At 42.0% G+C, this 1,226-nt stretch carries 1 protein-coding gene; it reads left to right on the top strand.

All coding sequences use genetic code 11. The features are described 5' to 3' along the window. Window positions 1–507 precede the first annotated feature (507 nt). Window positions 508–1,056, top strand: coding sequence for a hypothetical protein (locus AB4503_RS23760; protein WP_372115810.1), 549 nt, complete (start codon window positions 508–510; stop codon window positions 1,054–1,056). Window positions 1,057–1,226: the final 170 nt, after the last annotated feature.

Here is a 1,226-nt window from a genome sequence, read left to right as displayed (position 1 = left end):
TTCATCGGTTTCGCTCGCGTAAGTTGATGATACTCACGCGCCAGGCCAGTTGAACCAGCGGCCAAGCTGGTAAGGTTAACGATCACCTGTTAAGCAGATCTCCCCAGATAAGGACATGGACTTTCACTGCGCAACTGCATCATTTACGGTGGTCATTAAATCACTTGGCTTCGTCGTCTTGTGCCAACTCGCCTCTGACCTACGCCTAGTCTGAGGTTCTTGTTCATCAGCTCGCAGTTTTGCTAGCGGCTTCCTTCAGACCGTTCCTCGCGGAAAAGCCCTTGCCATTTGCTAGTAGTTAACATTTAATATCAACAAGTTGAATATTGAATGGTGATTTTCCTACAGAGGACTTTCACCTCATTAGTTCATGCCCATGCTGGGCGTACACAAAGGCATCATTTACACTCGGCGGTTTTGGTTTAGAGTTCAGTGCGCATGGTGAGTTGGTCGTGGCGCACCTTATGCCAAGCGTTATGTATATTTAATGGCTAATGAGGTTGCAAAGTGGATCTATTTGAAGAAATGAGTCTTTTTGATGTTTCGATTTTAACAAACCTTCAAAAGGTTATTAAAGATGAAACTGACAAAATTGAAGAAGAAAAAGAGATTAGCACTGAAATCTTTAATCGTAGTAATTGTCAATGTGCCGGTGAAGCGTATGAGTTCTCTTTGGAGCAAAGGTTAAAAACGGAGTTTCAGAACGATTTTGCGGAGTTAGGAGCTGAGCTTCTTATTATTGGGCTATATAAGCAATGTGAGGTGTACTTTAAAACACTAGTTAATGAATATCAGCCATTACGAAGTAACCGAATAAAAGAGACTTTGTATTCATTAAATGATTCTCTCCCTCATTATGGATCAATCAATGAACTCCGATTGGTAAATAACTGCATAAAGCATGCTGGTATTGTTTCTAACCCGTTAGCAAATGAATATCCAGTTTGGAATGTTAATACTCCTCTGGGAAACCTATTACCAGTGTATACTCGCCTTGTTACAAATGTTAGACGGTATGTTCGCGAACATGAGCAATATATCAAACAATATACATAATCGGGTAGCCGGAGGTATTTACCCTCCAGCCCCCACACCACCCTGCATGCGGATCCGCACAGGGCGGTTCATTCAGAACGCCTAACTTATATCTTCTGGTTTGGATATTGAACAGCGATCCATCCGTCTTTCAGTGAAAATAATCCCGCCTTCCTAAGGTAATCATTACT

Origin of the sequence: Vibrio sp. 10N.222.55.B11 (assembly GCF_041473705.1) — a bacterium.
GTDB classification, from domain to species: Bacteria; Pseudomonadota; Gammaproteobacteria; order Enterobacterales; family Vibrionaceae; genus Vibrio; species Vibrio crassostreae_C.
Note: the sequence above shows the minus strand (reverse complement) of the source record. Positions and strands in the feature narration are given on the sequence as shown.